This is a genomic window from Arthrobacter sp. LAPM80 (genome assembly GCF_046736435.1).
Classification (GTDB): Bacteria; Actinomycetota; Actinomycetes; order Actinomycetales; family Micrococcaceae; genus Specibacter.
In genome coordinates, this window is record NZ_JBCHVD010000001.1 from 456,895 (window position 1) to 483,643 (window position 26,749).

The 26,749-nt window shown below is 62.9% G+C and carries 16 protein-coding genes; 11 read left to right on the plus strand and 5 right to left on the minus strand.

The annotated features are described in order from the left end of the window. The first annotated feature begins 116 nt into the window (after positions 1-116). The 9 genes from coaD to AAGW05_RS02125 all read left to right on the plus strand — a co-directional run bounded on the left by coaD (position 117) and on the right by AAGW05_RS02125 (position 10,443). A complete protein-coding gene (coaD, locus tag AAGW05_RS02085) occupies positions 117-632 on the plus strand; it encodes a pantetheine-phosphate adenylyltransferase (protein ID WP_411802794.1) in 516 nt (171 codons plus the stop codon). Between the two features lie 645 nt (positions 633-1,277). After that, positions 1,278-1,757 carry a YceD family protein gene (locus tag AAGW05_RS02090; RefSeq protein WP_411802795.1) on the plus strand — a complete coding sequence of 160 codons (480 nt, stop codon included), beginning with the start codon at positions 1,278-1,280 and terminating at the stop codon, positions 1,755-1,757. Between the two features lie 59 nt (positions 1,758-1,816). Continuing rightward, positions 1,817-2,020: a 50S ribosomal protein L32 gene (rpmF, locus tag AAGW05_RS02095; RefSeq protein WP_054011667.1), complete on the plus strand. Its 204-nt coding sequence runs from the start codon at positions 1,817-1,819 to the stop codon at positions 2,018-2,020. Between the two features lie 57 nt (positions 2,021-2,077). Continuing rightward, complete coding sequence (gene rnc, locus AAGW05_RS02100; protein ID WP_411802796.1) at positions 2,078-2,857, plus strand: ribonuclease III; 780 nt, start codon at positions 2,078-2,080, stop codon at positions 2,855-2,857. After that, positions 2,857-3,804 carry a bifunctional DNA-formamidopyrimidine glycosylase/DNA-(apurinic or apyrimidinic site) lyase gene (mutM, locus tag AAGW05_RS02105; RefSeq protein WP_411802797.1) on the plus strand — a complete coding sequence of 316 codons (948 nt, stop codon included), beginning with the start codon at positions 2,857-2,859 and terminating at the stop codon, positions 3,802-3,804. Before rnc ends, mutM begins: the two co-directional genes overlap by 1 nt. Positions 3,805-4,023: 219 nt before the next feature. Then, on the plus strand, positions 4,024-6,768 hold the full coding sequence (locus tag AAGW05_RS02110) for an NPCBM/NEW2 domain-containing protein (RefSeq protein ID WP_411802798.1): 2,745 nt from the start codon (positions 4,024-4,026) through the stop codon (positions 6,766-6,768). A 1,124-nt stretch (positions 6,769-7,892) separates the two neighbouring features. Beyond that, the gene (locus AAGW05_RS02115) at positions 7,893-8,120 is read left to right on the plus strand and encodes a hypothetical protein (protein WP_411802799.1); all 228 of its coding nucleotides are present in this window, start codon (positions 7,893-7,895) and stop codon (positions 8,118-8,120) included. Positions 8,121-8,131: 11 nt separating this feature from the next. Next, positions 8,132-9,433 carry an MFS transporter gene (locus AAGW05_RS02120; RefSeq protein WP_411802800.1) on the plus strand — a complete coding sequence of 434 codons (1,302 nt, stop codon included), beginning with the start codon at positions 8,132-8,134 and terminating at the stop codon, positions 9,431-9,433. After that, the gene (locus tag AAGW05_RS02125; RefSeq protein WP_411802801.1) at positions 9,430-10,443 is read left to right on the plus strand and encodes a TolB family protein; all 1,014 of its coding nucleotides are present in this window, start codon (positions 9,430-9,432) and stop codon (positions 10,441-10,443) included. Before AAGW05_RS02120 ends, AAGW05_RS02125 begins: the two co-directional genes overlap by 4 nt. On the opposite strand, the gene AAGW05_RS02130 is transcribed toward AAGW05_RS02125, so the two are convergent. From AAGW05_RS02130 to AAGW05_RS02145, 4 genes are all read right to left on the minus strand, one after another. Next, a complete protein-coding gene (locus AAGW05_RS02130) occupies positions 10,444-15,195 on the minus strand; it encodes a DUF4082 domain-containing protein (RefSeq protein ID WP_411802802.1) in 4,752 nt (1,583 codons plus the stop codon). It lies immediately after the preceding gene. Between the two features lie 198 nt (positions 15,196-15,393). Next, complete coding sequence (locus AAGW05_RS02135) at positions 15,394-16,425, minus strand: NAD-dependent epimerase/dehydratase family protein (protein ID WP_411802803.1); 1,032 nt, start codon at positions 16,423-16,425, stop codon at positions 15,394-15,396. Beyond that, positions 16,422-19,106 (minus strand): alpha/beta fold hydrolase, encoded by a 2,685-nt coding sequence (locus AAGW05_RS02140; protein ID WP_411802804.1) that lies wholly within the window; start codon positions 19,104-19,106, stop codon positions 16,422-16,424. Before AAGW05_RS02140 ends, AAGW05_RS02135 begins: the two co-directional genes overlap by 4 nt. Beyond that, the gene (locus AAGW05_RS02145; protein WP_411802805.1) at positions 19,100-20,125 is read right to left on the minus strand and encodes a 3-oxoacyl-ACP synthase III; all 1,026 of its coding nucleotides are present in this window, start codon (positions 20,123-20,125) and stop codon (positions 19,100-19,102) included. Before AAGW05_RS02145 ends, AAGW05_RS02140 begins: the two co-directional genes overlap by 7 nt. Positions 20,126-20,376: 251 nt before the next feature. On the opposite strand from AAGW05_RS02145, the gene smc reads away from it, so the two are divergent. Further along, positions 20,377-24,009 carry a chromosome segregation protein SMC gene (gene smc / locus AAGW05_RS02150; RefSeq protein ID WP_411802806.1) on the plus strand — a complete coding sequence of 1,211 codons (3,633 nt, stop codon included), beginning with the start codon at positions 20,377-20,379 and terminating at the stop codon, positions 24,007-24,009. Between the two features lie 32 nt (positions 24,010-24,041). On the opposite strand, the gene AAGW05_RS02155 is transcribed toward smc, so the two are convergent. Further along, on the minus strand, positions 24,042-25,271 hold the full coding sequence (locus AAGW05_RS02155; RefSeq protein ID WP_411802807.1) for an MFS transporter: 1,230 nt from the start codon (positions 25,269-25,271) through the stop codon (positions 24,042-24,044). Positions 25,272-25,344: 73 nt separating this feature from the next. On the opposite strand from AAGW05_RS02155, the gene ftsY reads away from it, so the two are divergent. Then, positions 25,345-26,538 carry a signal recognition particle-docking protein FtsY gene (gene ftsY / locus AAGW05_RS02160; RefSeq protein ID WP_411802808.1) on the plus strand — a complete coding sequence of 398 codons (1,194 nt, stop codon included), beginning with the start codon at positions 25,345-25,347 and terminating at the stop codon, positions 26,536-26,538. Positions 26,539-26,749: the final 211 nt, after the last annotated feature.

Below are 26,749 nucleotides of genomic sequence, written 5' to 3' on the forward strand. Positions count from 1 at the left end.
GGTGCTGCGCGGCTTGAAAGTGCCTCGCGGGGTTACCCGGCGGTAGGCTGCGCAATATGGCTGACATGTGCCAAAACAGTCGCATCTTCGCGTGAAAGTCGGCTACATTCGACGGTATGCGACGTGCTGTATGCCCCGGATCATTTGACCCCATCCACAAGGGCCATATTGAGGTGATTGCCCGTGCCGCGAGCCTTTTCGATGAAGTCATTGTTGCGGTGTCCACGAACTACGCCAAGAAGTACCGCTTCAGCCTCAATGACCGGCTTGACATGGTGCGGACAACGTTTTCGGCCTTGTCGGGCATTGTCGTGGAGCCCATGGGTGATGGCCTGCTGTCCGAGTACTGCCATGACCGCGGCGCCCAGGCCATTGTGAAGGGCCTGCGTTCCTCCTCCGACTTCGACTACGAACTGCCCATGGCCACCATGAACCGCCAGCTTTCAGGCGTGGAGACGGTGTTCCTGCCGGGCGACAGCCGCTACCTGCACCTTTCATCAACCCTGATCAAGGAAGTCCACACCCTGGGCGGGGACATCGCCGACTTCGTCCCCCGCGCAGTGTTGCGCCGCCTGCAGGGCGACGTCGGGCCGGACACCAGGCCCGTCACCATAATCCCCCCGCGACGGTAAACCCAGAGGTAGTACCCCACGGGCTTCCGGAGCTTAGGCGCGGCGTTGGGGGGCGAATCGTGCGCATATGCGGTTATGCGTGGGATTCACGAGTGAACATTGCGCATAAATTCTCGGATGAGTTCAGGGCCAGGTGGTTTCCGACAGCCGTGAACCTCTCGGCCCCGCTGTGGGGAGCCAGGGCCTGGTTACCATCCAGCGAAGCGTAGTAGGAGGCCTACCATGCTTTTATTGCCGACATAGTCCGGGAAGATGCGGATCCCTACGGCCGGAACAACTGTTGTTGCCCCGGTGTGCGCGTCCCATTGGCGGTGGTGAAAGCACCAAGGGAATGACACTCATGGCCGGCCAGAGGCTTAGTGACTCCTGTCGCCGTCGGACATCACAACAAGGGGCTGAGAGTTACATCACGCGCCACGCGGGCCGGAGGGGTCGCCGTTAAGCCTGTGTCTGTCGTAGACTAGATAAGGCCAATTTGGTCTGGTACCGCTCGTTTTGATGCCCGTGAAATTTCGGGCTAAGATGGTGCGTCGGTCATATGTTCTTACAGGAGTTCTCATTAGCGAAACCACGTTGGGTAAAAAGCCCAGCCATGGCACGCCCCTCACCATTGGTGTTAGGGAGCTTGGGCGAAGCCCGGGCAGTATGTGGAAGTTCATTGAACAAATACCTGTGCCGGATGATTTTGGCACCCCGCTCATCGGCGTGAAGCCCGGATCCGTTTTGGATCTGGAACTCCGATTTGAGGCCGTCCATGAAGGAATTCTGGTATCGGGCAACGTCCTTGTCGAAGTGACAGGTGACTGCTCCCGCTGCCTCGAGACCTTCGAGGATGAACTTGAAGTCGATGTGCAAGAACTTTTCTTCTACGAGGAACCGTCCGCGGAGATCCTTGCAGAAGAGGAAGATGAGCAACGTTGGGTCGAGCACGATTCTATCGATCTTGAACCGGTGTTGCGGGACGCAGTGGTAACCGCCCTGCCGTTCCAGCCGGTGTGCCGGGAAGACTGCGAGGGTCTGTGTTCCGAATGCGGAATACACCTTGCAGATGAGCCGGGGCACCATCACGAGATCCTAGATTCTCGGTGGGCTGCCCTACAGGGCTTAACCGGCGAAGAAAACTAGCAAATAAGTTTTTACTCATGGGCAGATGCCTGTGAGTTATCGAGAGAAAAGAGTTTGCCGTGGCTGTTCCCAAGCGGAAGATGTCCCGTGCCAATACGCGCGCACGCCGTTCCCAGTGGAAGGCCACCGCGCCTGCTCTGGTCAAGACCATCGAAAACGGCGAGGTTGTTTACAGCCTCCCGCACCAGGCCAAGGTCGTTACCGACTCAGCCGGCACCGCACTGTTCCTTGAATACAAGGGCCGTAAGGTCGCCGACGTCTAAGACGTCCGTGCGGCCATCCGGCCGTTCGATTTAGTAAATACTTAATGCAGGAGCGCCATGTCCGCAGAACTTCCATCACCGAAGCTCACGGACGGACACAAACTGCTTTTGAAGCGTCTCGGTGTCGATATTGATGCCGGGACGCTTCGTCTTGCCCTCACACATAGGTCCTACGCCTATGAAAACGGCGGCATCCCCACGAATGAGCGCCTCGAGTTCCTCGGCGACTCCATCCTGGGCTTCTCCGTCACTGACGCGCTCTACCGCGACAACCCCGACCTTCCCGAGGGCGATCTGGCCAAGCGTCGCTCCGCCGTCGTCTCCACCCGCGCCCTGGCCGGCATTGCCCGCAGCTTGGGCGTAGGAGAGTTCATTTACCTCGGCCAGGGCGAACGGCTCACCAAGGGCCGCAACAAATCCTCCATCCTGGCTGACACCATGGAAGCCCTGATCGGTGCAACCTACCTCACCCACGGCATTGAAACCGCCCGCGAGCTTGTCATGCGCCTCGTCGGGCCGCTGCTGGCTGATTCCGCGGTTCTCGGTGCTGGCACTGACTGGAAAACAAACATCCAGGAAATCGCCGCAGCCCGCCACCTCGGCGCCATCGTCTACGACATCACCGGCACCGGGCCGGACCACGACCGCTCCTTCGAGGCCCGCCTGCTCATCGGCGGCCGCCACTACGGCGACGGCATCGGCCCCTCCAAGAAGGAGGCCGAGCGCACCGCCGCAGCTGCCGGCTGGATCGTGATGCAGCAGAAGTTTGGCCAGGATCCCACAGGCAAGTACGACGCCGGTGCCTCCGCCGCGGATTCTGCACCCGCCGGAAAATAATGCCTGAGCTGCCCGAGGTTGAGGTCGTTCGGCGCGGACTTGAGCGCTTGATTGCCGGACGAAGCATTACCGGCGTTTCAGTGCCAGATCCCCGCTCCATCCGACGCCATGCCATGGGCGTGGAGGACTTCCGTGGCAACTTGATCGGCACCACCGTGCTTGATGTGGTGCGCCGTGGCAAATTCCTGTGGATGCCGCTCTCGGATGAACCTTTTTCCTCGGCGCCTGCGCATACGGCCCTTGTGGCGCATCTTGGCATGAGCGGACAGCTCCTGGTTGAATCCCCGGACCAGCCCCACGAAAAACACCTCAAGGTCCGTCTGTCATTCTCTCCGCGTTCAGACGCGCCCGAGGAATTGCGCTTTGTAGACCAGCGGATCTTCGGCGGGCTGTTTGTCACCTCCCTGGTCCCCACGGCCGACGGGCTTCCCGGTGGCTGCGGCGCTTCGGACTTGGCACTGATTCCCGACGAGGCCGCCCACATTGGCCGCGACCCGCTTGACAGACATTTCGACTTTGAGGCGCTCCACCAGAAACTCCGGGCCCGCAAAACCGGGCTGAAGCGTGCAATCCTTGACCAGGGCCTGGTATCAGGAATCGGTAACATCTACGCCGACGAGGCCCTTTGGGCCGCAAAAATGCACTACGCCCGCCCCACCGACACCCTTCGGCGTCCGGACACCGAACGCATCATCCACGCCGCCCGTGAGGTCATGACCCGGGCACTGGCAGCGGGTGGCACGAGTTTTGACTCCCTGTACGTGAATGTCAACGGAGCATCGGGCTACTTCGCCCGGTCGCTGAACGCCTACGGCAGGCAGGGCGAGCCCTGTTACCGCTGCGCTTCGCTGGGGCTGACTACTAGGATTCGTCGTGATACGTTCATGAACCGGTCATCGTACAGTTGCCCTGTGTGCCAGCCGAAGCCGCGCAACGCCCGGATGTAAGGGTACTGATGCCGCGCCCGCCATCGTGGGTGCGCGCCGTTTCGCTGCCTGAGGGTTGGGCTGTGCTAACCTGCCGCGAATCGTTGGGTGAGTCGGGGCAGCATCTGCGAAAAAATTTCTTCATCCTGCCTGTAACAATGCGCATGGCAGCCATGATATGCATATCATGATGTTATTCATGTCACAACCGTGGCCGGCCGTTTTGGAAGGAAGTTTTCGTTGAAATTCAGGAATTTTGGTTCGCGCCTGTTCCGTTCCCGGCGCTGGCAGGCTGGTGCTGCGACAGTGATGGGCATTGCCATTGTGGGGGGCATGGCACTGGCCCCGGTTCAGCCTGCACAGGCATTGGACAATGATTTGGCATTGACCCCACCCATGGGTTGGAACAGCTGGAACCAGGTCCGTTGCTACGGGCTCAACGAAACCATGGTCAAGGCAACTGCTGATGCCATGGCCAGCAATGGCATGGGCGCATCAGGCTACAAGTATGTTGTCATTGACGACTGCTGGCAGGGTGGGCGCGGTGCTGACGGTGTGCTTTTCTCCAACCCGGAGCGCTTTCCCAGCGGCATGAAGGCCATCGGAGACTACATCCACTCCAAGGGCCTGAAGTTCGGCATCTACGGAGTGCCCGGTTCCGAGACTTGTGCGAACTTTTGGGACAACTACCCGATTTATGGCTTGGGTAGTTTGAACCATGAGCAGCAGGACGCGGACACCTTTGCCACATGGGGAGTTGACTACCTCAAGTACGACTGGTGTCGCGCCGACGAAACAGATAAGCTGACCCGCCCGGCGGCGTTTGGCAAAATGCGCGACGCGCTCAAGAAAACCGGGCGAGACATCGTCTATGGCATCTCCGAGTATGGCGTCACCCAGCCCTGGACCTGGGGCAAGGATGTTGCCAACCTGTGGCGCACCACCCATGACATTGCCCCCAACTGGGGCTCCATCAGCGGCATCATTGACAGCCAAGCGAGCCTGGCACAATACGCAGGGCCCGGTGGCTGGAACGATCCAGACATGTTGCAGGTGGGCAACGGCAATCTCACCGACGCCGAAAACCGCAGCCACTTCGGCATGTGGTCGATGCTTGCAGCACCGCTTTTCGCCGGAACCGACCTGACAAGACTGAGTCCGGAAACGTTGAAAACCGTCACCAACGCCGGAGTTATTGCCGTCGACCAGGATCCACTGGGCAAGCAGGCAGTGCGGGTGCGCAAGGACCAGGGCATCCAGGTCTGGAGCAAACAACTCGCCGGCGGAGCCATTGCCGTGGCGCTGTTCAATACGAACGAAACCGAGCAGGTAGTCACCTCGAGCATTGACGAGATCAAGGGTGCGGGCGCCTACACTGTCCGTTCGCTGTGGGAGGGCAAGGATGTGCTGAACACCTCCAGTGTCTTCTCGGCCACCGTGCCGCGCCATGGGACCGCCATGCTACGTCTCACACCGGGCACTGCAGTAGGCATTCCTTCCGTGCCGCAGATCAACGGCCGCGTGAGAGTGGATGCAGGAAAGACCGCCAGCATGAGCGTGACCGTCAAGAACGACGGCGCTTCGGCCCTGACCGGTGCCACTCTTACGTTCAAGGCGGTGGCTGGCCTGAGCCTTCCCACCACAGCCATTTCAGTTCCCACAGTGCCTGCCGGGGGAACCTCCTCCGTTCAGATCAACGTGACGGCAGCAGCGAGCGCTGCGGGTAGCTACAGCATCCCGGTAACCCTGAATGCGAATGGGCAGGACTACCCCGGTACTGTAAGCGTCACCGTCCCGCTCCCTGATAGCGTCTACGTTTCGGACCTTGCTTGGATCAGTTCCACCAACGGCTGGGGACCGCTGGAACGCGACAAGGCCGTCGGTGACCAGGCGGCAGGGGACGGCCCGGCCATCAAGCTCGGCGGAGTCACCTACCCCAAGGGTCTCGGTGCCAACACCCCGGCAACAGTGAAATTCAACGTTGGTGGACAGTGCACCAAGTTCCGTGCCGTAATTGGCATTGACGACGATGTTATCCCGCGCGCAGCCAAGGACAAGGTCACCCCGCGCAGCACCTTTGAGGTCTATGCCGACGGCGTGCAGGTGTACAACAAGTCCTTTGCCCAGGGCGTCGATGCGCCAACCACCCTCGACGTTGACGTGAAGGGTGCAAGTGTCATCGAATTGCGCAACAACTTGGTGGGCACCGCCAACACCGCTTCCTGGCATGCGTGGGCCGACTGGGCCGATGCCAAACTCGACTGTGGAGTGCTTCCGGTAGAACCGACCGTACCGGCGACGACGGCTCCGGCGACGACTGCTCCGGCCACGTCGGCTCCGGCCACGACTGCCCCTGCGACGTCGGCTCCGGCCACGTCGGCTCCGGCCACGACTGCCCCTGCGACGTCGGCTCCGGCCGCGACTGCGCCTGTGACGACGGCTCCTGCCACGTCGGCTCCTGCCACGTCGGCTCCGGCCACGACGGCGCCTGCGACGTCGGCTCCGGCCACGACTGCGCCTGTCACGACGGCGCCTGCGACGACGGCGCCTGCGACGACGGCTCCGGTCAACGCAACCACCACCACCGCGGCACCGGGGGAAATCGTCCCGGAGAACGTTTACGTGGGCAACGCCATCACGTTCAAGGGCACAGGCTTCCTGCCTGGAGAAAATGTTTCAGGAACCGTCCACAGCCAGCCGATCAGCCTGGGCAGCGCCGTTGCCGATGCCCAGGGCGCTGTTTCAATTGGCTGGATCGTTCCGGCGAACTTTGAAATTGGTGAACACACGATCGTGCTCACAGGCGAATCCTCCAACAGGACGCTGGTAGGCCAGTTCACTGTTCTGAAGGCCGGTGACACAGCCCGGGACCTGCCAGAGACAGGTGCAGCCACCTCCGCTCTCTGGGGTGCTGCACTGATCATGGGTCTCGCGGGTGCCGGAATTATCATGGGCAACCGTCGACGCGCAGGACTGCACGGATAGGGTCACAGGCTGTCCAGCCCACGGATGGCTCCCTGAAATAGGGGCAAATGGATAGGGCCAAGGCAGGTGTCCGGCGATTCTTCGCCGGGCACCTGCTTTTGTTGAAGATGTCTCCGTCACAAGTGCCACCGCGCCGCCGGAAGGCCAACAGGAAAACGGTCATAACGTCGCGCAGAATCGCCGTCAGGCCGGTTCCGGTATGCATCGAGGTCCACAAGTGCTGGGTGGGCGGGCTCCATGTCGTTGGTGGCAAGGTGGTTCCCGATAACGTGCTTGTGGTTTGGGTCGTGCAGAACCACGATCCTGCCATCCCTGTCTGGCCTGAAACCCACCTCGATGCTGTTGGTGCCCGGCTGTTTTTGTGACGATGTATGTCATGAGTTGCCTACCAAGTCAATGTCTCGTCGGCATACCAACTATGAACAAGGAGCCAAATGCACACACCTCAAGCCTGCGTTTGGGGTGATGCTCTTGCGGACGCAGTCGTTTCCGGTGCCATTTCGTTGTAGACGGGATCTTCACCGGAAGTGTTGACCGCTATAAGCTGGCACGGAAAGGCAGTGGAGTTCAACATGGATGTGGGCGTTTAGTTTGTGGCCTGGGCTATCCATAGGGTGGCCCGAAAGACTGGGAGGGTGAAGACAATGAAACCACGAAGCCTGGTCTTTCTGGGGCTGGGAATGGCTGTATTGGTATTGGCCGTCGCCATTACCTTGAATCTGCTGCCGGGAAGTGTCGCTGGGGATCAGGCGCAACGATCCACCGCCGCGCCCCACACAGCGCAGGGTCCGTCAGCGGCAAGCCCAACAAGCCAGGATCAATCCGCTTTGCGTGCGACAGCGGCAAGTGCCAGCCCGCAGGCGCAGACCACAGCTCCGGTTGAGGGAGGTGGGCCGGAAGTGACAGCCAATCCTGGCAGGCCATTGGAAGTCAATGCGCCGGCACCCACTGCAACCCAGCTGGTTCTTCCCAGCTCACAGCCGCAGCTGCCTCTGGTCTCGGCGCCGTTGCCACAGTCAGCGGATGCGGCTGGGAAACTAGTGGCAGGGTATCCGGACCTATCACTCCCGGCACTCGAGGGATCGAAGATTGTTAGCAGCTCTGTCAGTCCCCAGGGAGCCATCTTGCAAACCAGTTTGGTCGCAAACACAACCCGTGAGCCGTTGGCGGTCAAGGCCTTGTACCAGGCCCACTTTGCCTCGCTGGGCTTTGGCAGTGCAGAGGCGCCGGCTTCGGTCGGTTCAACGGCAACATGGTTTACCCGTGGCGCTGACAAAGTCACGGTGACCGTCGCCTCCATCAAGGGTGGCGCCTCCTACATTGTTTACGGCGTGCTGCACGCCGGGAAATAGGCCGTCTACACATGTACCTGTCCTTCTCCGACCGCAAAGGCAGTAAAGCCGAACAAGCGGTGCGCTGCACGACGCCCTTCAAGATTTCCCCCGTGATCATTTCACTTGGCATCGTGAGCATGCTCACCGACATATCCTCCGAGTCGGTCGCCGCCGTACTCCCGCTGTACATCACAGGTGTTCTAGGACTATCCATGGTGGCCTACGGATTTCTGGATGGCATTCACCAAGGCATTTCGGCCATCGTCCGGATTGGTGCCGGGTGGACAGCAGATCACGGGGACCGGCACAAGGCAATCGCCGTTCTCGGCTACGGCCTTTCAGCCGTCACCCGGGGTTGGCTGCTGTTCGCGACAGGCTTCGGTGCCATTAGCGCAGTCATTGCGGTGGACCGAATCGGCAAGGGCATTCGCACCGCACCCAGGGATGCCATGATCACAGAGGTGGCGCAGCCGGACCACCTAGCCAGGTCCTTCGGCGTGCACCGAATGCTGGATACAGTCGGCGCCACCATCGGGCCATTACTGGCGTTTAGTGTCCTGTTGCTGATCCCCAACGGCTATCACACGATCTTTGTCGTTTCCTTGGCATTCGGTGTGCTCGGCTTGGCGGTGCTGGGACTCCTTGTCCCAGGCCGAAGGCAACGAGTGCTGGAGAAGTACTCGGTGGAAAAGACCGCTGCACGGGCTGTGCCGCGTACGCCCTCCGCCTGGCGTGAGCTGAACAATCCCAAGATGCGCAGGCTGCTCCTGCTGGCAGGGATGCTGGGGCTCGTGACGATCGGCGATGGCTTCATCTACCTGGTGTTGCAAAGCCGGGCCGCCTTTGCCGCCACATGGTTTCCCCTGCTATATGTTGGCACCAACGTCGCTTACCTGATGCTCGCAGTTCCGCTGGGCAGGGTGGCCGACCGCTGGGGACGCATGAGGATTTTTGTCGCAGGACACGGAGCTTTGCTCGCCGCCTATCTATGTGCTGCACTGCCCGCCACGGGAGCCCTGTTCACCATTGGCGCCCTTTTGCTGCTCGGCGTGTTCTACGCCGCAACTGATGGTGTTCTGGCCGCCATGGCTGGACAGTTCTCTCCTGAAGCCAGTAAGGCCAGCGGCATTGCGGCGGCACAGACCGTCGTTGCGGCCTCCCGTTTCTTCGCCTCCGTGGGGTTCGGCACCTTGTGGTTCATGCTTGGTCGTGAACACGCCATCATCGTTGCTGCCCTGGCGCTGGCAGGTGCCTTGGCGGCCTCCGTCGTCCTTGCCCGTGGACTGATGGAGGTCGCGCAAAGCGGACCCACAACCGTGGATGCCGCATGAGTGCGCGGACCCGTATGGCGTGGTTGGCGGCCATCACCGTAGTGGTGTTAGGGGCTGCTGTCATCTACGCTTTGTGGTCCTACAATCAGTACCAGCTTCGTCAGCAGAGAGCCTCAGGCGTGGCTCTTTCAACAGATGCGGCCTGGCCCAGCGGCCCGCGCATCATTTTCCGAAACACCGCAGTAGGCTCCGGATATGGGCATGTCGCCATGGTTTCCCTCGAAGAGCCTGCGGGTCCCCGGACCATCACCGAGGCGGCCTGTGACAGGGTTTATGCGGCTGCAGGAACTCAAATGTGCCTGCGGACCAACGCCGGTATCGTGACAACCTTCGAGGCCGCTAGATACGATTCGCAGTGGCGTGAACAACAGGACTATCCGTTGCCGGGAAATCCCAGCCGGGTGCGGGTCTCGCCAGATGGGAAACTCTTCGCTACAACTGTTTTTATCACCGGCCATGCCTATGCGCCGGCAAGTTTTTCCACTGCCACTGTCATTGCCAAAACGGCAGGGGGAGATTATGGCAACCTGGAGGACTTCCCCTTGATCGTCGACGGGGCGCGTATTGCCCCTGTCGACAGGAATGTGTGGGGTGTCACCTTTACCAAAGATCAAAACACCTTTTATGCCACCGCTGCCTCGGGCCAGAAGACATGGCTGGTACAGGGTGACCTTGCAAAGCGGACCCTGACGTCATTGCGAGAAAATGCTGAGTGCCCCTCACTTTCTCCTGATGGGACAAAGATCGCGTTCAAAAAGAACCTTAAGCCTGGGCCCACACCATTTTGGAACTTGGCCGTGCTGGATTTAGACAGCAACACCGAAACCCTTCTGGCCCAGCCGCGCAGCATAGATGACCAAGCGGAATGGCTCGATGGTTCAACGCTCCTGTACGGGCTGCCGCGCGAAGGGACTGCAGGGGATGAAGACGTTTGGTCGGTACGGATCGAATCAGGTGCCGTGCCGGAACTTTTGATTGAGCATGCCTGGTCACCGTCGGTACTCCGATAATCAGTGCTGGACGCTGAACACCACGTCAACGAAGTAATTTGTAGCGTTCCAGGAATTCACCGGCATCCGGCCTCCGGCGCCGTACAAGTACAAGCCGTTGACGCCAGCACTCACGCTCAGTGGGCCCTGGGTAAAAGCAGTGGCGAAGAACGCACCGGTTGACGAATAGGCGCCGCTGGGGGCGTAGTAGGAGACCGTGTAGCTGCTTCCTGCCGTCAGGGGCACAGGAGTGGCAAGAATAGCCGTTTGCCATCCCGAAGTTGTCTCATTGGTGAAGTTAGCCGTGGCCAGCCGGTTTCCAGCCGAATCCCAAAGGGACCCCGTGTGGGCTCCATTATTGCCGATTCCCTTGAAGAAGCGGATGGCAGTAACAGAACCTGCTGTTGAGGGGGTTAAGCTAATGCCCAGTTCAATGGCCGACGTGTCATCAGTATTGGACAGAACATCCGGTGTCAAGGTTCCGAAAAGGCTGGTGCTGGTGCTGTTCGGGGCCGCTGTCCTGAATGACCAACTAGTTGCGGCCAGCGTCGCCCCCTGAGCCGAAACAAGGTTATCCAAAGAGACCGTGACGGTGGAGTCCGGTGGCAGAGGGGCAGCCGGGGTGAAGTTCAGAGTCTTGCCGGAGTTACTGGCTGTCACAGTGCCTGCTATGGCCGTTGTCCCGGCCAGCACATTCATGCTGTAACCGGCTGCTGGGGCGCTGGAGAACGTGGCTGAAAGGGGCGAAGTGACGGGCTGCTCCAGTGCCCCAGACACGGGCACTGTCGCTAATAAGGTCAACGGCGGAATGGCTGCTGTGGGCTCGAAGATCACATCAACCAAGTAACTGCTGGAGGAAGTATTGCCTGGGAAATCGGAGGTGTAGGAGTACCGCCCCTGCCCTGCAGAGACGTGGAGGGGCCCCACGGTGACGTCGCTGCCGTATCCGCCTGGGTTGGCGGAATAGGTGCCCACCGGGTTCGTGTAGGCAGCAATGTACTCTGTTCCTGCTGAGACGGGGACGGGGCTGGCTAGGGTCAGGGTCTGCCACCCGGCAGAACTTTCATTAGAGAAGGTGCCGCTGCCAAGTACTGCACCGGCGAGTGAGTACAGCGTACCCTGATGAGTTCCGCTGTTGCCAGGGCCTTTGTAGAACTTGATGGCGGTGATATTGCCTTTGGTGCTGGTCCTGATGGTTACGCCCAATGACAGGGGAGTTCCATCGGCGATGGAGAGCACGGCGGGTGTGGCGCTGTCCTGGTACAGGCTGCAGGGGCACGAGCCTTCTTTCGTGTCAGCGTTAGCCGTGGTGAAAGTCCAAGAGGCGCCCTGCGCGACATTCTCACCCGTGGTGGCCGTGGCGCTGACAGTTGCTGTATAGCTTGTGGCATTGGACAGCGCGGCGGACGGCGTGAACGTGGCCCGGCGTGTTCCTGGATCGTAGCTGGTGGTTCCGGGGATGCTCACTCCGGTGGCATTTTTGAGTGTGATGGAGACGGTGTTCGCGGTGACAGGTTTTGAAAATACGGTGCTGACTGTTGTATCAACGGGCACGCTTCCCGCCCCGGCAAGGGGCTGCTGGCTTCCAGCGCTCAGTGCAGTAAATACTGGGTTGAACACCACGTCGACAAGGTAGCTGCTAGAGGAGCTGTTGGTGGGGAAATCAGAGGTGTAGGAGAACCGCCCCTGCCCAGCGGGGACATGGAAGGGGCCACTGTTGACATCGTCGGCGTACGCTCCCGGACTCACCGAATAGGTGCCTGCAGGGTTGGTGTAGGCGGCAATGTATTCGGTTCCGGCCGTGACGGGAACGGGAGAGGAAAAGGTCGCGCTTTGCCAGCCGGTAGTGCTTTCGGCAGTAAACGTGACGGTGGCCAACACGGCACCGTCACTGGCGTATAGGGTTCCTGTGTGTGTGCCGGTGTTACCTGGGCCCTTATAGAACTTAATCCCATCGATGGTTCCCTTGGCTGTGGGGCTGAACTTCACACCCAGCGCCAAGGGAACGCCATCGGCAATGGCGAGCACGGCGGGTATGCTGCTGTCTTGATACATGCTGCAGGGGCAGTTGCCGACCGTAGTATCCGGGAGCACCGTTTTGAACTGCCACTCCTGTCCCACTGATACGGGCATGCCATTGCTGCTGGCTGAGATGGTAGCTGTGTAACTGGTGTTTTGTGCCAGTGCGGTGGCCGGGATGAACGAGGCCATACGCGTGGCAGGGTTGTAGTCCGTGGTTCCAGCAATGCTGGCTCCGGCCGAGTTTTTCAGCGACATGTTTACCGAGGCTGCGCTGACATCCTTGGACAGCACCGCACTGACCGGCGTGTTGACGGGCACGCTGGATGCGCCATTGGCGGGTTGCTGTGCGGTGACTGAAAGGGGAGAGCTGTCGGTGCTTTCAAAGACGGCGTCCACAAAGTAGTTGCTCCCGGCGTAGCTGTCTGTGGGGAATTGTCCGGAGGTGTTGTACACCCCCGCAGCCGGTGAGCCGAAGCCACCCGCAATGCTGAGGGGTGCTGTCGTGGTTCCTCTATAGTCCCAGAAACCGCTCTGGTACGAGTAGCGGCCCTTCGGGGCGAGGTAGGAGACAACGTAGCTTTGCCCGGCAAATACCTGGACCGGTGACACGAAGCTGGCGGTTTGCCAGCCACTGCCACTTTCAGCGGTGAAGGTGGCCGTGGCCAACTGGGCCCCTGAGCTACTCCAAAGATAACCGGTGTGTGTTCCCGTGTTGGCTGCGCTCTTATAGAAGCGGACGCCGGAGATGAAGCCGTTCTGGTTGGGCGTCAAGCGCAACCCCAACATGAGTGAACCGTTGTCCCCGGAATCCACAGTGGCGGGGACCGTTTGGCCGAGAGCGCTATAGGGGCCGCCCACCTGGAGGTCGATCTGAGTGGGTGTGCTTGGATAGTTAGCACTGTCATCGATGGCCCGTGCGAGCAGTGCCACCGTGCCTACTCCGTGTTGGATGTAGCTGTAGCTCCAGGTGGTGGTTCCCGTTGCCGGGTGCCAGCTGATTCCGCCGTCGGATGAAAGTTCGACGCCGGCCACCACCCCGCCGGTATCGCTGGCGGTTCCGGTGACGGTGACCTGGGCACCGTTGGCGACGGCGGTGCCGTTGGCCGGAGAAGTGATTACGGCAACGGCCGGTGTTGTATCGGTGCTCTTGCTGGCGGCGATCAGGGCGGGGTCTCGTGTTGCCGGCTGCGCGCCCATATCGGCCAACAAGTTTAGTTGTGCCTGACGCATCCGGACATCGGCAGGTGCCCCGACGCCGTCGTGCGTTGCATCCAAACCCCACGACCACTGAATGGATCCCGCGGAGAAGATCAGCGCCCCGGCAGAGTTTTTGTACAAGGTGATGTTGTGTGTGGTGGTTCCGGGCCGCACAAGATTGCCGTAGTCCATGAGGTATTGGGGTGTTGGCCCCACAGTCGTGGACAGGCGGATCAATCCTGGGGGGCGGAAGCCATTGTCAATGTCCTCATTGGATTCATAACCCACTGTGTGGGGAGCCAGTGCGGCCTGGGTGCCGGCGGCTAGTTTGGGCAATGAGGTGTTGCGCCACAAGCGGGTCTTGCCTTCGGCTGCGGAGACTGTGACGGGAAGGTCTGTGTAGTTGGACATGTAAATGGTGCCGCTGAGCGCATTTTCTGGGATGCCTCCGCCATTCGCGGGCGAAGCAAAGCGGGGGTCACGCCACGTTCCAGTCCACTGATTGCTCGGATCGATTTTGCTGTTGGACCACGTCTCCTTATAGGAGGTGATAGTGCGGTAGTTGGTGTTGTCCGTGGTGGAAGGCTCGTAGCGCGTGCGCCAATAGTCATCATTGCCGGAGAGGAATTGAAGATTGAGCCCGGCGTTGGCGGCCGCTTCAATGTTGCTGCGCTGGGCGCCTGACCAGTATTCGTCATGGCCTACCGACAAGAACACTTTGTGGTTGTTCAGGAGTCCGCCGTACCTGTCAGTGTCCACACCGGATTGGTAGGCGACGTCATAGCCGTTTTGTTCTAAATAGCGCACCATGGCATATTCGCTGGCGAAGTAGAAGTCACGTCCATCGCCGTCACCCCGGGTCACTACGGGCCGGTTGTAGCTGATTTTGAAAGCCCGCCCTACGCCGGCGCCCTGGTAAAAGTCCGCGCCTCCGTAGGTGTTGTAGGCCTGCCAGGTGGGGTCTGAGGTCTGAAAAACAACGTCGGCATGGCTGGCATCATTGCGCACCACAAAAACTATGTGGCTCTTGCCGCCATTGTCTTTGCGGGTCAGCAGCGCCACATAGACCCCGGAGACTGCCGTGCTGGGGACGTTCCAAGTTGCGGACAGGCCCCACGTGCCACAGTCATAGAGCTGGGTGCTTACGTCGCTCAGACACTGTGGCTGAGTCTGCGGAAGCGGCGCAGAGGGGAGAATCGAGTCAATCTTTCGGGCGCCGAGCCCACCGTAGAATCCGGTGCGGTAGATGTCTATGGAGTAGGCCGTTGCATTGGTCTTGATCTTGAAGCCAACGCTCTGGCCAACATTGACGCTGATGTCGGTGGAGAAGCCTTGAATGGAAGCATCTCCCGCCCCGTTGATGTCCCAAATTTGCGGATCCGTGCCTGGCTTGGAGTTTTCACAGGAGATTGGGTTGCTGCCCGGACCGCAGGATTCGGCAGCTGATGCCGCGGCCACAACACCGCTCACCAGTCCGGTGAACGCTAGTGCTGTGGCAGCAATCGTGGCCAGCACGCGGCGGTACCTACGACCGGTGACTGCACGTAGTTTCAAGTTAGGGCACCTATCTCCAGTGGCATGCCCGACACACACGCAGGCACGCATCAGATTCACACCACCGAAGCGATGGCGACAATCTCCTTCATCTGTGACGATAGGGTGCACATGTTCGGCTAATCAAGAGGTCAGGCCAGAAACAAGTGGTATATGGCGCAAAACAAGTAGTCGGCGGGGAAAAATTGCGCCGGGACATCAATGTATCCGGTAGTAGGCCGCCAGCCTCTCGAGGCCCTCGTCGAGGGATACGGCGGGTTTCCAATCGAGGACGGCCTGGGTGTGGCGCTGGTCGAACCAGTGGGCTGTCGAGAGCTGTTCGGCCAGGAAGCGGGTCATGGGCGGCTCATCGTGGACCCAGCCTCTGCTGCCTGCTGCCGTCCAGGCCTTCTCAATGACGGAGCCGGCGCCGCGCGCCAACCAGCCGGGCACCGAATAGTCCGGCACGCGAACGCCTGCTGCAGCGCAGATGCCGGCAATCAGTTCGCCGACGGGACGCGGCTCGCCATTGGTCACAACCAGGGCCTGCCCGTGGGCGTGCTCCATCCGTTCGAGCCCGCGCACTATGGCCTCGGCGGCATTGTCCACATAGGTGGTGTCGATCAGTGCCCGGCCGCCGTCCAGGAGCGGCAACCTGCCCGCGCGGGCACGTTCCACCACCCGTTCAACGAGCTGGGTGTCGCCGGGACCCCAAACAATGTGAGGACGGATGGAGGCGACTCGAAAGCCGGGGGAGTCCGCGGCCAGGGCAATTTCCTCTGCCGCGGCCTTTGACTGGGCGTAGTATCCGCGAGCCAGCTCGGGATTGGCGGTTCCGGCCCCGGCTCCCACAATGGATGAACCAAAATGTGCCACCGACGGCGAGGACACGAACACAAAGTCGCGCACGCCGCCGTGCCGTGCCGCCGCAATCAGCTGGCGGGTACCCACGATGTTCGTTGCTACAAACTCGTTCCATTCACCCGTGAAGGAAACCTTGGCGGCCAAGTGAATCACGGCGTCCATGCCGGCAACGGCCCGAGCCGCGACATCCGGATCGGCCACGGAGCCCTGCATGGATTCCCAGGGGCCATCAACCGGACGGCGCTGCAGTGTCCGCACGGCAAAGCCGCGGTCGAAGAGCAGCTTCGCCACGGCTCGGCCCAGCAGTCCGCTTGTTCCGGTGACGAGCACACGGCGGCCATCCGGCGGGGTGGGGGGGGCTGCGGGAGCGGCAGAGGTCGCGCTCACGGCCGGCCCGCCTTCCCGCCGGCCAGCATCCGCGCGGCCCAGCGTGACAGCCTGGCCCTGTCAATCTTGGAATTGTGCCGCACATCGGTCGGCATGGAATCAATGACCAGCACCGCAGCCAATGGCATGTCAACGCTGTGCGCCGCCGCCCTGACTTCTGCGGCCAGCACGGCAGGGGCAAGCCCCGCACGCCTGACGGCAGGTGTGGTCTCAACAATGGCAACGCCGGCCTGGGTTCCTGCGGGCCCGACACCCACAATTGCCGCGCGGGCAACGGACGCCACCCATTCCACGGCCTGCTCGGCGGCCACAGGGGTCTTGATGCCGGCGGCCGTGGTCAGGATGTGCTCCAGCCTGCCCTCGACCCACAGCCGTCCCTCGGAATCAAGGTGGCCGATGTCCCCGCTGCGCTGCCAGCCGGGAATCGACATGCTGTGCTGCTGCGTGATCCACAAGCGGTCGTAGCGTTCCTTCGTGTGCGGGGCACGGACAAGAATCTCTCCTGTCACACCCGCACGAAGGGTCGGCTTCGGCATAACCGTGCCATCTGCCGACACAGGCGCAATGGCAATGTCGGCGCCGCTGACGGGCGTGCCGACGCACACACCATTGCCCACACCTGCGGCACGGATGCCCGGCAGGTCAATGTCGGTCACTGGCAGCGCCTCGGTCATGCCGTACGGGGTGTGCAACGCCGCCTTGGGGGCCAGCTGCTGGACCCGCTCAAGCAGCGGCTGGGCCAGGGGTGCCCCCGCCGATAGGACAAGGCCGACCTCGGCCAGCGCCTTTGTCTGCGCGGGCGAGAGTTCCGCCGCGGTCGCCACCACGTTGACAAGCGCCGCGGGCGAGGCAAAAACAACCGTGGCGTTGATCGCTGCCGCCGCGTTGGCCAGGGCCGAGGCTGTCAGCGTACGCGGGGCGGTGACGTCCATGTCAGGGGTGACGGTCGTGGCGCCCAATGCCGGGCCCAGCAAGGCGAAGGGGGCGAAACCTGCCACGAGGGCGGTCCCGGCCTCAAGCCTGTACGTTGCCTTGAGGGTGTCCCGCATGGCGGCCAGTCGGCGGTTCGTGTAGACGACGCCCTTGGCCGGGCCGGTGGAGCCCGAGGTGAACAGCACAGCCGCGTCATCATCCGGCGCGGTTGCGCCAAAGGCCGCCGGGCTGCCGGCGAGACGCATGACACGGCCGTTGGCCATAAGTTGCGGCACAGTGGCGGCAACGTCAAGCACAGCCATCCTGGCCCCGGCTGTTGCGGGGCTGAAGTCCTCTGCCGCGATGCGGATGCCTGGCCAGTTGTAGAGCCGTGCGCCGGCCAATGCCCGTTCGATCCCGATCAGGTACTGGGGTCCGGCGCCCTTGATGGCACGACTGAGCGCGGTGGTGCCCAGTCCCGCATCGGCCACGACGATGACGGCGCCAAGGCGCAGGCACGCGTAGATCAGCGTTGTCAGATTGATGCCGGGCGGGACAAGCAGGCTGACCCTGTCCCCGGCCTTCACCCCGAGCTCACGCAGGCCCGCGGCGAGGTCGTCAACGTCGTGGGCGAGCTGTGCCCAACTGAGTCCCCGGGTGCTCCCGTGGCTCGCAGGGGTTCCGGCGGGCAGCATGTCCACAATTGCCGTGGAGGTGTCCGAACGCCGGGAGTCGATCTCGGCGAGCATGGAGACGTACCCGGAAGCGGCGGCTTCGGGAATGGTGGCGGCACCCGTGCCAAGGACCTTGCCGGCCAGCCACGCGAACGTGGGGGTGGCAATGTCGCGGTCTTCCTGGACCAGGTGGCTGGCACCCTCGAAGCGGTGCACGTCCGCCTGTGGCAGGCGGTCCGCCAGGTCGCGCAGGTAGCGGTCCGAGAAGACAGGATCCTTCGGGCCCCACAACATCAGGGCCGGTACATCCAGGGAGCGGATGTCCGAGGACACGGCGTCCAGGGTGGGCCGTGACGGGTGGTCACGGGCGAAGGGGATGTCGGCCACGAAGTTGCCCACGCCGGAACGCCGCGACGCGGTCCTGTACGGGGCCATGAAGGCCGAACGGACGTCCGCTGCCAGGGAGGGTTGCGCCAGGCCATGCGTGATGCGCAGGAAGGCGGCCGACGTCGTCGTGCCCCACTTGTGGACGGCGGGGTGCAGTGCGAGCTGCAACGCAGGGGGCAGGGAGAAGCCAGCGGGGTGCACTGCGGTGTTGGTCAGGACAACGGCGGCGAGCTGCTCGCGGTGCCGGATGGCCCAGCCAAGGGAGATGACCCCGCCCCAGTCGTGGCCGACGCTGACGACGGGGCCGTCAAGGGCCAGCGCATTCGTGAAGTCCGAAAGGTCGCTGATGCGGTCGTCCAGACGGCGGAAGGTTCCCGTGCGTTCTGAGAAGCCCATGTCGAGCTGGTCGACGGCGATGACGCGCCAGGGCCCGCCGGCCCCAACTGTCGCGGGGGAGGTGGCGCCTGCCAAAAGGGTGCGCCACAGGTAGGACCAGGTGGGGTTGCCGTGCACGCACAGCAGCGTCCCGACGGGGTCAAGGCCGGTGGCGGCGACGTCGTCCTCATTGTCCAGGTAATGCCATTGGTGGGCGGTTCCTGCGGGGTCAACGGGGGAAGAAGAAGGAACCGAAAGGGTCCGCTGCCAGTGTGCTTCCACGCCGGGCCACGGCTGGGGGCGCTCAACGTCCGGGGAAATCACTGCTACCACGCAATTTCCATCATCGCGGTGTTCAGGCCCGAGCCGACACCCATGCACAACACACGGTCCCCGGGGTTCAGCGATGAAGACTCCTGCGCCAGTGTCATGGGAAGCGATGCAGGACCCACATTGCCCCACTTCGGGAACGTGATGGGGACACGGCCCTTGACAAGGTTCACGGCCTTGATGATGGCGTTCGTGTAGGAGTTTGAGACCTGGTGGGTGACGTAGCGGTCCATGGAGCGCCAGTCCCAGCCGTCGGTGTGGGCTTCGTGCCAGGCGTCGGTGACGAGTTCAAGGCCGTTATCCAGCAGGCCCTTCGTGTCGGTGAACATGCCGTCGGGCCCGCCAACACACAGTTCGTGATGCTGGGTCCCTGCGCGGGAGACGCCGCCCACAATACGGTGGCCGCCGGGGTGCAGGTCCGCCGGGCCCATCACGGCGGCGGCTGCTCCCGAGCCAAGGGTCAGGGTGGCGAACTCGCGCAAGTAGTCCTCCCGGGTGGATGTTTCGGAGTTCAGGCGGCGGAACGTTGTCTCCTGCGTTGCCTGGGCGTCCTCGCCGGCAACGATCAGGGCGTACTTGATCTGGCCGGAGTCGATCATGTTCGCGGCAAGGGTCATGCCGTTGACGAAGCCGAGGCACGCGTTGGCCACATCGAAGTTCATGGCGGAGGAGGGCAGGCGCAGTCCGTTGTGGACCTTCACGGCAACCGAGGGTTCAAGGTTGCGGCGGGTGACGGATGTGTTGATGAGCAGGCCAACCTGGCCCGCCTCAATGCCGGCCTCGGCAAGCGCCTTGGCGCCTGCCTCAATGGCCGCATCGTCAAAGTCTGTTCCCGGGGCCCACCAGCGGCGTTCCTCCACACCGGCTACGCGCTCCAAAAGGCGTTTGGAGAGACGCAGCCGCTTCAGGCTCGGGGCCAGACGGGCGTCGAAGTCGCTTGACTTGACCACCACCGGAGCCTCAATGCTGGAGACCGCAAGCAAAGCGGTGTTTTGGTGACGAAACGTAGCGTTGCCGATCAAGTTCCAGCCTTTTTCTTGAAGTTTTTCGTGTCTTTGGGCACCAGTCGTGCGGCGACCTTGCCCCGATTCATGCGGGAACTGCGTTGACTGGTCCCCGTGCATATCAAGATGCATCCTTAACTATGCACCTATGAGGGGTATTCACGCACATGCGCGGCAGCGCATACTATCGTGCCGCGCCCCGGTATGTGCCCGGAATTCACGGTAGATTGGCATCTGAGAAATAGTCAGGCGCAGGAGAAGAAAACAGTTTGCATCTAAAAAGTCTTTCCGTGCGCGGATTCAAGTCCTTCGCCTCGGCCACCACCTTTGACTTTGAACCGGGTGTCACAGCTGTTGTCGGACCGAACGGTTCGGGCAAGTCCAATGTGGTTGACGCGCTCGCCTGGGTCATGGGCGAGCAGGGCGCCAAGACCCTGCGAGGCGGCAAAATGGAGGATGTCATCTTTGCCGGCACCTCGGGACGGCCGCCGCTTGGCCGCGCCCAAGTTGGGCTGACCATTGACAATTCCGACGGCGCGCTGCCGATCGACTATGCCGAGGTCACCATCTCGCGCACCTTGTTCCGGGCCGGCGGCTCCGAATACGCCATCAACGGCAGCTCCTGCCGCCTCCTTGACATCCAGGAGCTGCTCTCCGACTCCGGGCTTGGCCGGGAAATGCATGTCATCGTGGGGCAGGGCCAGCTGGACAAGGTGCTGCACGCGACCCCCGAGGATCGCCGCGGCTTCATCGAGGAGGCCGCAGGGATCCTCAAGCACCGGCGGCGCAAGGAAAAAACACTCCGCAAGCTTGACGCCATGGGAGCAAACCTTGCACGGCTCAGTGACCTGACGGGGGAGATCCGCCGCCAGCTGACACCGCTGGGCAAGCAAGCAGCCGTGGCAAGGCGCGCCCAGGCCGTGCAGTTCGACGTCCGCGACGCCAGGGCACGCCTGCTGGCCGACGACATCGTTTCCCTGAGCACCGCCGTCGAACGTGACGAGGCTGCGGAACTGGCGCTGAAGAACCGGCGCGAACTGGTGGAAAAGCAGCTTCAGGCCAGCCGTGAACAGCAGGCGGGGCTTGAACAGGAAGCCGCGGCCGCCACCCCCGTGCTCAACGCTGCGCGCGATAACTGGTACCAGCTGTGCGCCACCCGAGACCAGCTCAAGTCCCTTGGCGTGCTGGCCGCCGAGCGCCAGCGCCACCTGGGTGCCCCCGACGCCGTACCCGACCCCAGCCGCGACCCCGACAGGCTCGCGGAGCAGGCCGCCCGCCTCCGCGCGGAAGAGGCCGAACTGGACCTTGCCCTGGAGGAGCGCCGCTACGGGCTGGAGACGGCAATGGAGATCAAGGAGGATGCCGAGGCCGCCGTCAGGGCCGAGGAGGCGCGCGTGCGCGAGCAGCTGCGGGCAGCCGCCGACCGCCGCGAGGGCCTGGCCAGGCTTGCTGGCAAGGTCGCCTCGGCGCGGTCCAAGGTGGAATCCGCCGAGGCTGAAATCGGCAGGCTGCACCAGAGCAAGGCCGCCGGCGCCGACAGGCACAGCGCCGCAGCTGAAGAATTCGCCGCGCTTGAATCCCAGGTGGCGGGAGTGGAGGCTGGTGAGGCCAGGCTCGACGCCGACTACGAGGCCGCCGCCGAGGCGCTTGCCGACGTCGACGCACAGGTCCGGGGCCTTGCCACGGAGCAGCTGGCGGCAGAACGCGAACGCGATTCGCTCACCGCCCGGCGCGACGCCCTCGCCGTCGGCCTGCTGCGCAAGGATGGCAGCGCGCACCTGCTGGAGGCCCGCCACCACGGCGTCGTGGCGTCCATGGCGCAGCTTGTCCAGGTGGCGCCCGGCCATGAGACTGCCATTGCCGCCGCGCTGGATGCCGCAGCCGAGGGCGTCGCCGTCATCGACCGTGTCGCTGCCCTCAGCGCCCTTGACCTTGTCAAGATGAACGACGGCGGACGTGTCACCCTTGTTGTCGCGACCGCACCCGCAGGCCCGGGAAGGCCCGGCGATCCCGGGACCGCCGCGAAGCAGGCCGCCGCGGTTGCCGCAGCTGCCGCAGTGGCGGGGGCCGCCGTCGGGCGTGCTCAGGTGAGCGCGACGGCGGAGCTCGAGGCAGCCCTGGATGTGCTGTTGGCGGGCGTCGTGCTGGTGGCGGATCTTCCAGCAGCCCGTGAGGTGTTGGACTACGACTCCGCGCTGACAGCCGTGACAGCTGAGGGTGACGTCATCACCGCATTTTGGCTCAAGGGCGGGTCAGCCACCGCGCCGTCGCTGCTTGAACTGCAGGCCGCCGTGGATGAGACCGAGACGGCGCTGCGGGCGGCGTCAGCCCGCAGCGAGAAGGCCAGATTCGCACTCGCCGGCTTGCGGGGCAGGCGCGAAGGCCTGGCTGCGCAGGCGTCGGGGGCACTTGCGGCCCTGCACGAGTCCGACGCGCGGCTCGCGGCAGTTGCCGAGCGGCTGGGTTCGCTCGGTGCCACGCTGCGCTCGGCGGCCGGGGAGTCGCAACGGCACGCCCAGGCACTGACCGCCGCCACCGACAACCTGGCCCGGGAGCAGGCCTCGCTTGAGGAGATCGCTGCCCGGCTGGTGAGCGCGCAGGAGGGGCCGGCCGACGTCGAGCCTTCCATGGAGGAGCGGGACACCCTGGGTGCCGCCGCTGTTGCCGCCCGTGCCGTGGAGATGGAGACGCGGCTGTCGCTGCGCAGCACCGAGGAGTCATTGAATACGGTGCGTACGCGAGCCGCGGCCATGGAGAAGGCGGCGGCGACCGAGCGGCGTGCGCGGGAGCAGGCTGCCCAGCGCGCCGGCCGGCGCCTGTTCCAGGCGAGGAAGGCTGCCGCCGTGGCTGCGGCAACAGTTCACGTGCGGCGGTTCGTGGAGAAATCCATCGAGCTGGCCGAGCACGTCCGCGACGAGGCCGAGGAGCAGCGCGCGGCACGCGAGGTTCAGCTGATGGCAGTGCGCGCCGCCACCGTGGAGTTCGAGAAGGAACTGGGCAGGCTGACGGACACGGTCCACAAGGACGAGCTCGCCCGCGCCGCACAGCGCCTGCGCATCGAGACGCTTGAAAACAAGTCAATCGAGGAGTTGGGCCTGAGCGTGGACCACCTCATCAAGGAATACGGGCCGGACACGCTCGTTCCCCTTGGCCCCGGTGTTGTGACGGATAAGTGGGCGGCGCTGCGTGTTGAGGTGGACGACGCCGGCGACGAGATCCGTGAGGGGACGCCCTTTGTTCGCGATGAGCAGGAGAAGCGGCTCAAACGTGCCGAACGGGACCTCGCGGCCCTGGGCAAGGTGAACCCGCTGGCGCTGGAGGAATTCACCGCGCTCGAGGAACGCCACCAATTCCTCTCATCCCAGCTTGCAGACCTCAAAGCCAGCCGCAAGGACCTGATGGACATCATCAAGGAGGTGGATGCGCGGGTCCAGGAGGTCTTCACCTCCGCCTTCAACGACACGGCCGTGCAGTTCGAGCGTGTCTTTGGCCGCCTGTTCCCGGGAGGGGAGGGGCGCCTTGTCCTGACCGACCCATCGGACATGCTCACCTCCGGCATTGAGGTTGAGGCCCGTCCGGCAGGGAAGAAGATCAAGCGTCTGTCCCTGCTGTCCGGAGGCGAGCGGTCCCTGACGGCCGTGGCGCTTCTCGTGGCAATTTTCAAGGCCAGGCCATCGCCGTTCTACGTCATGGATGAGGTTGAGGCCGCATTGGATGACACGAACCTCGGGCGGCTCATCGGCATCTTCGAGGAACTGCGCGAATCCAGCCAGCTCATCATCATCACGCACCAAAAGCGCACCATGGAGATCGCCGACGCGCTGTACGGCGTGTCCATGAGGGGCGACGGCGTATCCACAGTGATCAGCCAGCGCATGGACCGCGCCGGGACCGACTCATAATCCGGTCCGGCACGGGCATGATCTTGTCGACATCATGAGAATTTTGTGTCCTTCGCCGGTATCCAGATCAGGAAGCTGAGCAGGGCAACGGCGGCGGCCATGAGGAAGGCCGGTCCGTAAGAGAACGCATCGACGAGTAAACCGGCGGCGATGGGTCCGAGGATGGCGCCGAAGTCGGAGCTCATCTGGAACGCTGCCAGCACCTTGCCACCTGAGCGCTTGTTGCCGATCACGTCGGCAACCACCGCCTGCTGTGCCGGGCCCATGAGTCCGCTGCCCAGTCCGGCAATGGCCGAGACAAGGAAGAACCAGAACTCGTTTCCGGTGAAGCCCAGGACACCCATGGCCACGCCGTTCACGGCCAGGCCTGACAGGATCATGGGTTTCCGGCCCCAGCTGTCTGCCAGCTTGCCCGAAAATATCAGGGCCACACCCGTGCCCATGGCGAAGACGGCAAGGGAAATGCCGGCCACCTCCGGCCCGGCGCCCAATGCGACGGTGGCGAAAAGCGGCACGAGGGCCATGCGGATGCCCATGGCGGACCAGCCGTTGGCGAAGCCCGAGGTCAGCACGGCCCTGTAGGCAGAGATTCCCAGAGCTGAACGCAGCGGCAGGATCACCTGTTTGCGGACATCGGGGTTCGCTGCCGCCTGCAGCTGGGCGGGAAGGGCGATGGCGGCCGGCAGCTGGGTCGCCACGAGAATGGCCACCAGGACCAGCGCGGCGGCGTACACGAGGAACGGCAGCTGCATCCCGAAGCCTGCCAACAACCCGCCCACTGCCGGTCCGGCAATGTTTCCGAGCAGGAACGAACCGGAATACAGGCTCGACACCCGGCCCCTGGCCGCCGGGGGAGCCAGCCTGATGATCAGCCCCATGGCAGCGACCGTGAACATGGTGGATCCGATGCCGCCCAGTCCGCGGTACACCAGCAGCTGCCAGTAGTTTTGGGCGAAGGCACAGGCAGCCGAGGACGCCGCAACAATGAGGATGCCAAGGATATACGTGCGTCGCTCGCCCATCCGTTCCACGAGCCAGCCGCTCAAGGGGGCAAAGGTCAGCCGGGTGAAGGCAAAGGCGCTGACAACAATGGCCGCCGCCGTGACGCTGACATCAAAGCTCCGGGCAAATTGCGGCAGGACAGGTGCCACGATCCCGAAACCGATCGCGATCAAAAAGGCGGCGGCAACCAGGACCTTGATTTCGCGGGGAATCGTCACCGCGGTTGGTTCGAGGGTTTTCTTGGGGGTGGACCTAGACATTTGCATCAGCATCGAGTTTGCCACATGGGGGACGGGAAGCAATTGCCCGCGACCCCCATGAGAGACTGGAAAGGTGAATGAACTTCTCCCCATCATCTTGTCCATCGTGGTTGGGCTGGCCATCATCGGCGGCCTCATCCCCGTCTTCCTGAAGGCCCGTCGCAGCAACCAGAACTACACCGGTCCGCGCGACGCCAACGATCCGGCACCGCTTGATTCCGCCGACGCCCAGGGCGGTGGCACCCTAGTTCAGGATCGCCCCGAAACCCAGGCTCCGCCGTCGGACGTTGAGATTGCCGAACGTCAGCCGGAAGCCCCCGCGGCACCGTCGCTGGAGACCCCGCTTCCGGTTGAGGGCCGCCTGGTGCGCCTGCGCGCCCGCCTGGCCAAGTCCAACAACGCACTCGGCAAGGGTCTGCTGGCGCTGCTTTCCAGCGACACCATTGACGAGGATGTCTGGGAAGAGGTCGAGGAGACGCTGCTGCTGGCGGACATCGGCACCGATTCCACCATGGACCTTGTTGATACGCTGCGCGACCGCGTGAAGGTTTTGGGCGTGCGCAGCCCGGAGCACGTCCGGGCCATGCTGCGCGAGGAGCTCATCAAGCTTGTCGATCCCACCATGGACCGCTCACTGAACATCGAGCGGCACGATGACCGACCGGCGGTCCTGATGGTCGTTGGCGTCAATGGCGTGGGCAAGACCACCACCGTTGGCAAGCTGGCCCGCGTGCTGGTCGCCGAGGAGAAGGACGTCCTGCTGGGCGCCGCCGACACCTTCCGTGCAGCGGCCGCCGAGCAGCTGGCCACGTGGGGCGCGCGTGTGGGTGTTCCCACCGTGAAGTCCGACGTCGATGGTGCGGACCCTGCCTCCGTCGCCTATGAAGCGGTAAAGGCAGGCATCGACGGAGAGGTCGATGTGGTCATGGTCGATACTGCCGGCCGCCTGCAGAACAAGGTCGGCTTGATGGATGAGCTTGGCAAGGTCAAGCGAGTCATCGAAAAGCTGGCTTCGGTTGACGAGGTTCTGCTGGTCCTGGATGCGACTACGGGCCAGAACGGCCTCACACAGGCGAAGGTCTTTGCCGAGGTAGTGAACATCACCGGCATCGTGCTGACCAAGCTTGACGGCACAGCCAAGGGCGGCATCGTCGTCGCCATCCAGAAGACACTTGGCGTGCCTGTCAAGCTTGTCGGATTGGGTGAGGGCGCCGACGATTTGGCCCCCTTCGACGCCGAGAGCTTCGTGGATGCATTGCTGAATTAAAAGCAATGCGGCAGCCCATATGTGGCATCCCGACGTAAAGTGCCCGCTTCGGCGGGCACTTTTGTTTAATTTTGCGTTGACTATTCTGTGCGGCCTTGCGGGCGGTGGGCCGGTTTGCGCCACGGCCTGTGCGCTGTGAAATGCGCCGGAAACATGGTCGTCGCGTGAACTTAACCGGGCCGCGGCAGATGTAACATGGCTGACATTTTGT